Consider the following 7053-nt stretch of genomic DNA (forward strand, 5'->3'; position numbering starts at 1 on the left):
GGCAGCTTCCGGATTATATCCCGATGCAATGGCCGCGCTTGGCCACCTGTTTCGCGTAGACGATCAGCTTCGCCTCCAGCGTGCTGCTTTAGGAGCGCACTCGAAGCGAGCATGCTGGGTTGCTCGGTCAGCTGGGCCATTCCGACAGAGTGACCATTGCGGTCACTCAAAGGCAGTTTGTCGCCAGGCGCTAAACCTTGGTCCAACAAATCCGCGGCGACGGCAATTAGAATGTTGGCGAGTTCCTGACTCCGCGAGACTGAATCTCCGCCAAGCGCCGCAGTGCTACAGTCGATTGTGATCTGGAAAAGCATGAGGCAAGCCTCCTAATAATTAAGACAACGCAATGCGCGAGGCAACAAGCGCGAGGCACTTCAAATTACCTCTCTTCGAAACGCCTTACAATCGATCGTCCCACCATATCACCCGGCCGCGCACTTTGAACTCCCGCTTGTGCAGGATTTCGGGGCGATTCGAGGGGTTTTCGCTTAACGCGATCGTCGCGCCCTTCCGGTCGACATGCAGTCGCTTCAATCTTACCTCATCGCCTTCGGCGCCACACGTCCGAGTCCTCGCCCGTCTTTCAGGAAGACCGGACCGCGTTCGGCCTTCCCGTTTGCCGGCGATGACGGCGCTTCCTTCGCCTCGCGCATAATTACCTGGACGGTTCTGTAAGGAGCAACGACAACGAGTCGAGCGTCTTGACATTTGGCATACATCGCGACGGCCTCGGCGCGCTGCTCAGAAGATAGCTTTTTAACGGCGCTCAATCACGCGCGCCCAGCTTCGCTCGCCACTATTTCCGCGGTGCGCTTCACAAGCCGCTCGGCCAGCGTGGAGGCGAGGGCGTTGAGATCTTTGACCGCGGCGCGTTATTGAGCGTTCGGAGTCGCCGTAGCGTCCTTGATGCATTTCTTCGTGAAGCTGGTCTTCGCAGCGCCATGCAATTTTTTCTTGATTCACACGAGGCAGCGGCGGCATCCCTATCGCACTTTTCATGAAACTATTCAGCGCCGCGCCGTGCAGTTTCTTTTCCGCCCCGGCGGCGCAGTCCGGAGCAAAAGGCGAAGACCTTGCTCGATGCCCCCTGTCAAGTGAAGTATATCGATTGCGCCAACGCTGGCATGAACTTTTCCTCCGATTTTCAGGCCTGCAGCGCGCGGAGACGAATTAGTCCAGATGTCTAGGCATCCCCCTGAAATTTACGCGCCGAAGCAACATTCGGTGGCGTTACCACGCTCTCTCGCTTCTTGAATTGGTGGGCACGGCAGATCGCCGTAAGAGCAGAAGACGCAGCAGTCGCCCGCGTCCGGCTTGAGCAGCACGCCGCAGCCCTTGCATTCGTAAAAGAATTGGCAGGCATCCGTTGGCATCGTCTCCGTCGACTGATGGCCGCACGACGGGCAGGTGATTGTTGCGACGAGTTGCATTTCAACGCCCCCGAGCGAACTTGATGAGCATAGGGTCGATATAGCCCCAGCTTGCTGCCCCCAGTACGACGGCCGAGGCGCATAGGAGCAGCGTCAGTGTTGCGCGTGAGCGTTCGGACGACGTGCAGCTCGAACCCGCAACGCAAGCATCAGGATGCTTCCACCACCATGCGCCCCATCCCCCAACAATGGCCAAGGCGCTGATGGATAGGAGCGGGACGCGCCATTCGGCTAGCAATTCAAGGCCGCTGAAAACGCCCGCCCCCGCACCAACCGCGGCGAGCCCGAGCGGGATGACGCAGCAGGAAGAGGCGATGACCGCCCCGAGACCAGCTGCCAACCCCAATGCCGCAAGCCACTTGGGCGCGGCCGGCGAAGCGGCTGGAGATGAAGCGTTTGGCGTTGTTTCGTCTGTGGCGTTGTCGATGGTCATGGTTCGCCCTTCCTCGACGGTTGGGCTATCCTGCACCCCGTAGCGGCTACGGGTGCAAGAGAAATAATCGCGCATGTCCAGGCGGCCATTGACAATTGGAAGGCTTGCGTCGGCGGCGGGCGTTAATCTTGAGACCGTGCGATATTATGAGCGCATCAAGCTCATGCCGCCGCCGGCGCGGACGGCGAGCGGGCATCGCGCGTATGAAGAAGGCCATATCCGAAGGCTGGCCTTTATTCGCCGCGCTCGCGAACTCGGGTTCAGCATCGAGCAAATCCGCACCCTGTTGGCTCTTGCCGAACCGACCCGCGCTTCCTGCGCGGAGGTGCAAGAGGTTGCGCAGACGCATCTCGACGAAGTGCGGGCGAAGCTCGCCGATCTCGCCAAACTTGAGCGCATTCTTGCCGAGACGGTCGCCCGCTGTTCTGGCGACCCTGCCCCCTCGTGTCCGGTGCTCGATATATTGACGACGCAGAAACGCGCATAATTCCGATTTATACGACGGAGCAGCTAAGCCTCGAGGGACAGCGATGACACCGACTGACCGGCAAGCGCACTGGGAAAACATTTACACGACCAAGGGCGAGGCCGAAGTTAGCTGGTTTGAGGAACCCCCCACTGAATCCCTCCGATTGCTCCAGCTTGTCGGCGCGCAGCAGTCATCGGCCATCATAGATGTTGGCGGCGGCGCATCCCGCCTAGTCGACAATCTTCTGGCGCAGGGCTTCGAGAACATCACCGTCCTGGACTTATCGGCCGCCGCGCTCAACTCAGCGCGTGCTCGGCTTGGCGACAAAGGTGAGGCGGTGAAGTGGATCATAGCCGATGCGACGGAATGGCAGCCGACAGATACATATGACGTCTGGCATGATCGGGCCGCCTTCCACTTCCTGACCAACGAGAAGGTACAGCAGGCCTACATCCAACGGCTCAAGCAGGCGCTCAAGCGCGGCGGTCACTTGATTATCGGGACGTTTGCGCTCGACGGCCCTGAGAAGTGCAGCGGCCTTCCGGTTGCGCGGCACAGCGCTGAAAGCCTTAGCGCGCTCTTAGCGCCTGACTTTGATCTGATTGATAGCCGCCGCCATGAGCACATAACTCCATGGCAGGCAGTGCAGAAATTTCAATTTAGTACTTTCCGTTACAATTTACGAAACACGATTTAGGGCAACATTCGTGGCCGCCCTCGCCGCCCTGCTCAGACAAGCGGCGAAGGTAAAAAGCTGGTGGGGGAAGGCTTACGCCGCGCCGTCACCCGCGAGGAACTCGGTATTGGTGATCCGGCCGCGCGGCGCGGCAATTACTCTACGGCCGGGTAACCTTGGCCGCGATCATATAATGAGTTGGGGCTTGCCATGGTAGTTTGCGGCTGACAGAGTAGCGAAATGCTCCGCTGCCTTCGCCTTTTGATCTCTGCGGTTGTTCTCACTACAGCTTTAGCTGGGGGCGGAGCTTTTGCCGCGAAGATGAACCATGCCTGCATTGAAATGGGCATGGACGATTGTCCCGGCCACAGCGGCGATGACGGCGCAGCACTCCCCATGTGCGCTGAGATCCTGTGCGGACCAAGTCAAGCAGCGCTTCCGCAGTTTCAACCATTCGTTGATGCCGTGCTTTGGGTGTGTGCGCCGTCGCTAATTCCCTCCGACGACATTGAGCGCGGCGGATTACGAAGCCCGCCAGCTCTCCGACCTCCAATCGTCTAAAGCCGAAAGAACAATCTCGCTCACGGTAGCGCCGGGAGCAGATTTGCGCGACTTCAAGCGGTCGCCGGCTAGCCCGACGGGAGATCGCTTCCAGGCTCCCCTTCCCGCAAGAACCAGCGCCGTTGTCGCATCGATCGCGCAAGCCGCGATGATGTCCCTTATCGGGATTGAGCGCAGCTCTGCGATCCGCTCGACGACCATGCGCATGAATGGAATACGGAGACAATCTGATGATGCTCGTGACCTCGTGCAAGGCGCGCTTATTCGCGCTGGTCGCGCTTGCCATCTTGAGCTCAGCGCCGCGCGCTCGCGCCAACATCAACGACTATGAGTTCCGACTCGTGGAAGCGCAATTCAAGACGGGGCAAGCGATCGTATCGGTGAGTCTCGTCCATAAGCCCGACGACAAGCCGGCGCCAAACGCGGTGATCTTCGCGATGCGTCTCGACATGGCTCCAGATGGCATGGAGTCGATGACCAGCATGATCGAAGCGGCGCCAAGCCCCGATCCCGGAGTTTATCGCTTCAAGGTCGATCTGACTGATGCGGGAACGTGGCGGATATCGCTCGCTGCAAAGGTGCAGGGCGAGAGCGGCACGCTCCAGAGCCGACTAATTCTAAAGGTGGCGCCATGAATCGAGAGCCGCGCCTTCGCGCCATCTCATTTGTAGGGTCGGCGGCGATATTGATGGGCTCAACATCGCTTTCGGCGACTGAACGAAACTTGCCCGGCGCCTCCGTCGAAAGCGTTGTCGCGCTTGCGAAGCAGCTTAGCCCCGAACTGGCTGCGGCGGCGCTGGATGCCGATGCGGCAGCACATAAAGTGGGCGCGGCTGGCGTGCTCGCCGATCCGACGGTAACGCTGCAGGCGTGGGACGTGAATGGACGCGGTGTCGGCCAGCGTTGGATCGGCTTCGAACAGGAATTCAAACTTTGGGGCAAACTCGATCTGGAGCGCGGCGTCGCAGAGGCCGACGCCGAGGCTGCGAGGCATCAGAGTCGCGCCGTCGCCACAGATTTGATCGCCCGCGTCAAAACCGCCTATGCGCAATACGGCGCCGCGCATCGGGCGATCGACCTTTCGCTTGGATTAAAGCGCCGGCTCGACGAAATTCTCGCGCTCCTGCGCTTGCGTTATGGCGCGAGCTCGGTCGACCAGCAGGAAGTGATCAAGGCCGAGATCGAGGCGGCGACGGCTGAAACAGAGGTCGCGCGTCGTCAGGGCGAGGCTAAATCCACCGCTGCTCGCTTAAACGCCCTGATCGGCCGCGACTCGCTGGCGCCGCTCGCTATTCCCAGAGGCTTTCGGCCGCTGAAAACAAAGCTGACGCTCGCCGGCGTTCAGGAGCTCGCGAGAGTCGCCAATCCAGCTCTCGCGACGACCAGCGCGCAAGTCCGCGCGGCGACCGGAACGAAGGAGCTTACGGATCTGAATTACTACCCAAACGTTACCGTTGGAGCGACCTTTGTGCAGCGTCCCACTGGCGACAACACCGGGCAGTTCATGCTTAATTTCAAAGTCCCGCTGCAATATGAGGCAAAGGACGCCGAACAGCGCGCCGCCAGTTCACGACTCGGCGCCGCCCAGATGCGCTACGACGCCATCCGAATCCGGCTCGACGGCGATGTCGCCGAGGCATGGTTCAATTTGGAAGCGGTGCGCAAGGCGATCCGCATTGTCGAACAACGCCAGCTCAATCCGGCGCGCCTGTCGGTAGAGACGGCGCGCAGCGGCTTTGCGGCTGGAGCCGCGGACTTGGCGACGTCTCTGGAAGCGGAACGACGCCTGCGAGCGATCGAACTCGAATTTCTTAAGCTCAAAGTCGAAGAGCAAGCCAGATACGCTGAGCTTGAACGTCTGGCGGGAGGCTCTCTATGACTCGCCGTCACATCGTTATTCTTTTGGGCTTTGTCGTCGTCGCGGCCAGCCTCGCCTGGCTGGTCGAGAGACGTTTCAAATGGGTCACACCCAAAGAAACGATGGGCGACGCCGGGTCTGGTATCTCGGGCAAGGCGCCTGCAACGACAGGCCCGATCATTTACTACCGGGATCCCGACGGTCGCCCAACCTATTCCTCGACGCCCAAGAAAACTTCGGCGGGGAAAGATTATCTGCCGGTGCGCGCCAGCGAGGATGTGAGTTTCGAGGAAAAGCCTCCTGCAGGCGCCGCCAAGAGAGGCGGCGAGCGACGCGTGCGCTTCTATCGCCATCCAATGGGCCTGCCTGACACATCGCCCGTTCCCAAGAAGGACGAGATGGGAATGGATTACATTCCCGTCTACGAGGACGAGGCGGAGAACGGCGCGACCATCACGATCAGCCCCGGAAAACTACAAAAGACCGGCGTTCGCTCCGAACCCGTCCAACGCCGGACGCTGAGCGTCCCTGTTCGAGCGACGGGCAGGATCGACTTCGACCCGCGACGTATCTCGATCGTCTCCCTGCGCTTCGAAGGCTTCATCGAGTCGGTCGGGAAGTTTGCGGAGGGCGATTACGTTCGCAAGGGCCAGACGCTGATGCGCGTGTATGGGCCGAATCTTTCGAGCGCAGCCGCCGAATATGTCGCCGTCCTCAACATGCGGCGTGGCGGCGGGATCGACGCCCAGCGTCTGGAGGGAGCCAAGCGGCGGCTCGTCAATCTCGGCCTCGACGAAAGCGCCATCGCTGTGATCGGGCGCGCCCGCAGCGTTCCACGTGTGATTGCATGGCCCGCGCCGCAAGACGGCCATGTCCTGGAGCGGGCGGCGACTAACGGCATGCGCGCCGCGCCAGGGGACATGCTGTTTCGCATCGTCGATCATTCCCTAGTTTGGGTGCTGGCGGACATCCCCGAGCGGGACATCGCCTTGATCCAGCCCGGACAAAAGGTCGACGTGCGGCCAAGGGCGTATTCCGATCAATCCTTTAAGGGACAAGTCGCGCTAATTTATCCCCATCTCAATATGGAGACACGAACGGCGCGCGTCAGAATCGAACTGCCGAACCCCGACGGGTTGCTGCGGGGAGATATGTATGCGGAGGTCGAGATCGCAGCCGGCGGAAACGAGAAGGTGCTAACGGCGCCAGAAAGCGCCGTCATCGACACCGGTAAACGGCAAGTGGCGATTGTCGACAAGGGCGAAGGGCGCTTCGAGCCGCGCGAAGTCAAGATCGGCCGGCGCGGCGAAGGCTTCATCGAAATCAAGAGCGGCGTGAGCGAAAACGAACGCGTGGTTACGGCCGCAAACTTCCTCATCGACGCCGAAAGCAATTTGAAGGCGGCGTTACGAGCTCTCGACCAAGCGGAGGCGGGCAAATGATCGCCCGTCTCATCGCCTGGTCGGCGCGCAACCTTTTGCTCATATTCGTGGGCGCTGCCTTCGCGGCCGCAGGCGGCGTCTATGCCTTGCGCGCACTGCCACTCGACGCCATTCCCGATCTCTCCGATGTGCAAGCGATCGTTTATACGGAATATCCGGGCCAGGCGCCGCAAGTCGTCGAGGA

General features: G+C 60.6%; 9 protein-coding genes. 6 read left to right on the forward strand and 3 right to left on the reverse strand.

What is annotated here, in order from left to right; translation table 11 throughout:
* Nucleotides 1-399: 399 nt before the first annotated feature.
* From A3OO_RS24655 to A3OO_RS0120805, 3 genes are all read right to left on the reverse strand, one after another.
* Nucleotides 400-534, reverse strand: a complete 135-nt coding sequence (locus A3OO_RS24655; RefSeq protein ID WP_018409773.1) for a hypothetical protein — start codon at nucleotides 532-534, stop codon at nucleotides 400-402.
* A gap of 668 nt (nucleotides 535-1202) precedes the next feature.
* Nucleotides 1203-1430: a GDCCVxC domain-containing (seleno)protein gene (locus tag A3OO_RS0120800; protein WP_018409776.1), complete on the reverse strand. Its 228-nt coding sequence runs from the start codon at nucleotides 1428-1430 to the stop codon at nucleotides 1203-1205.
* Nucleotide 1431: 1 nt separating this feature from the next.
* The gene (locus A3OO_RS0120805) at nucleotides 1432-1863 is read right to left on the reverse strand and encodes a hypothetical protein (protein ID WP_036241899.1); all 432 of its coding nucleotides are present in this window, start codon (nucleotides 1861-1863) and stop codon (nucleotides 1432-1434) included.
* 73 nt (nucleotides 1864-1936) lie between these two features.
* Between A3OO_RS0120805 and A3OO_RS0120810 the strand changes: the two genes are divergently transcribed.
* The 6 genes from A3OO_RS0120810 to A3OO_RS0120840 form a co-directional block, all read left to right on the forward strand.
* Nucleotides 1937-2350, forward strand: a complete 414-nt coding sequence (locus tag A3OO_RS0120810; RefSeq protein WP_018409778.1) for a MerR family transcriptional regulator — start codon at nucleotides 1937-1939, stop codon at nucleotides 2348-2350.
* Between the two features lie 43 nt (nucleotides 2351-2393).
* The gene (locus A3OO_RS0120815; protein WP_018409779.1) at nucleotides 2394-3029 is read left to right on the forward strand and encodes a class I SAM-dependent methyltransferase; all 636 of its coding nucleotides are present in this window, start codon (nucleotides 2394-2396) and stop codon (nucleotides 3027-3029) included.
* A gap of 773 nt (nucleotides 3030-3802) precedes the next feature.
* On the forward strand, nucleotides 3803-4204 hold the full coding sequence (locus tag A3OO_RS0120825) for a FixH family protein (protein ID WP_156825005.1): 402 nt from the start codon (nucleotides 3803-3805) through the stop codon (nucleotides 4202-4204).
* Between the two features lie 53 nt (nucleotides 4205-4257).
* A complete protein-coding gene (locus tag A3OO_RS0120830) occupies nucleotides 4258-5448 on the forward strand; it encodes a TolC family protein (RefSeq protein WP_245257250.1) in 1191 nt (396 codons plus the stop codon).
* Complete coding sequence (locus tag A3OO_RS0120835) at nucleotides 5445-6869, forward strand: efflux RND transporter periplasmic adaptor subunit (RefSeq protein ID WP_018409783.1); 1425 nt, start codon at nucleotides 5445-5447, stop codon at nucleotides 6867-6869. Before A3OO_RS0120830 ends, A3OO_RS0120835 begins: the two co-directional genes overlap by 4 nt.
* Nucleotides 6866-7053, forward strand: a 188-nt coding sequence (locus tag A3OO_RS0120840; RefSeq protein ID WP_026223211.1) for a hypothetical protein, incomplete at its 3' end; no start/stop codon positions are given. The genes A3OO_RS0120835 and A3OO_RS0120840, both read left to right, overlap by 4 nt.

Source organism: Methylocystis rosea SV97 (assembly GCF_000372845.1).
GTDB lineage: Bacteria > Pseudomonadota > Alphaproteobacteria > Rhizobiales > Beijerinckiaceae > Methylocystis > Methylocystis rosea.

Coding starts and splice junctions, on each gene's coding strand:
- A3OO_RS0120815 (WP_018409779.1), top strand. CDS start 2,394: ATGACACCGACTGACCGGCAAGCGCACTGGGAAAACATTTACACGACC.
- A3OO_RS0120800 (WP_018409776.1), bottom strand. CDS start 1,430: ATGCAACTCGTCGCAACAATCACCTGCCCGTCGTGCGGCCATCAGTCG.
- A3OO_RS0120825 (WP_156825005.1), top strand. CDS start 3,803: ATGCTCGTGACCTCGTGCAAGGCGCGCTTATTCGCGCTGGTCGCGCTT.
- A3OO_RS0120830 (WP_245257250.1), top strand. CDS start 4,258: ATGGGCTCAACATCGCTTTCGGCGACTGAACGAAACTTGCCCGGCGCC.
- A3OO_RS0120805 (WP_036241899.1), bottom strand. CDS start 1,863: ATGACCATCGACAACGCCACAGACGAAACAACGCCAAACGCTTCATCT.
- A3OO_RS0120810 (WP_018409778.1), top strand. CDS start 1,937: ATGTCCAGGCGGCCATTGACAATTGGAAGGCTTGCGTCGGCGGCGGGC.
- A3OO_RS0120835 (WP_018409783.1), top strand. CDS start 5,445: ATGACTCGCCGTCACATCGTTATTCTTTTGGGCTTTGTCGTCGTCGCG.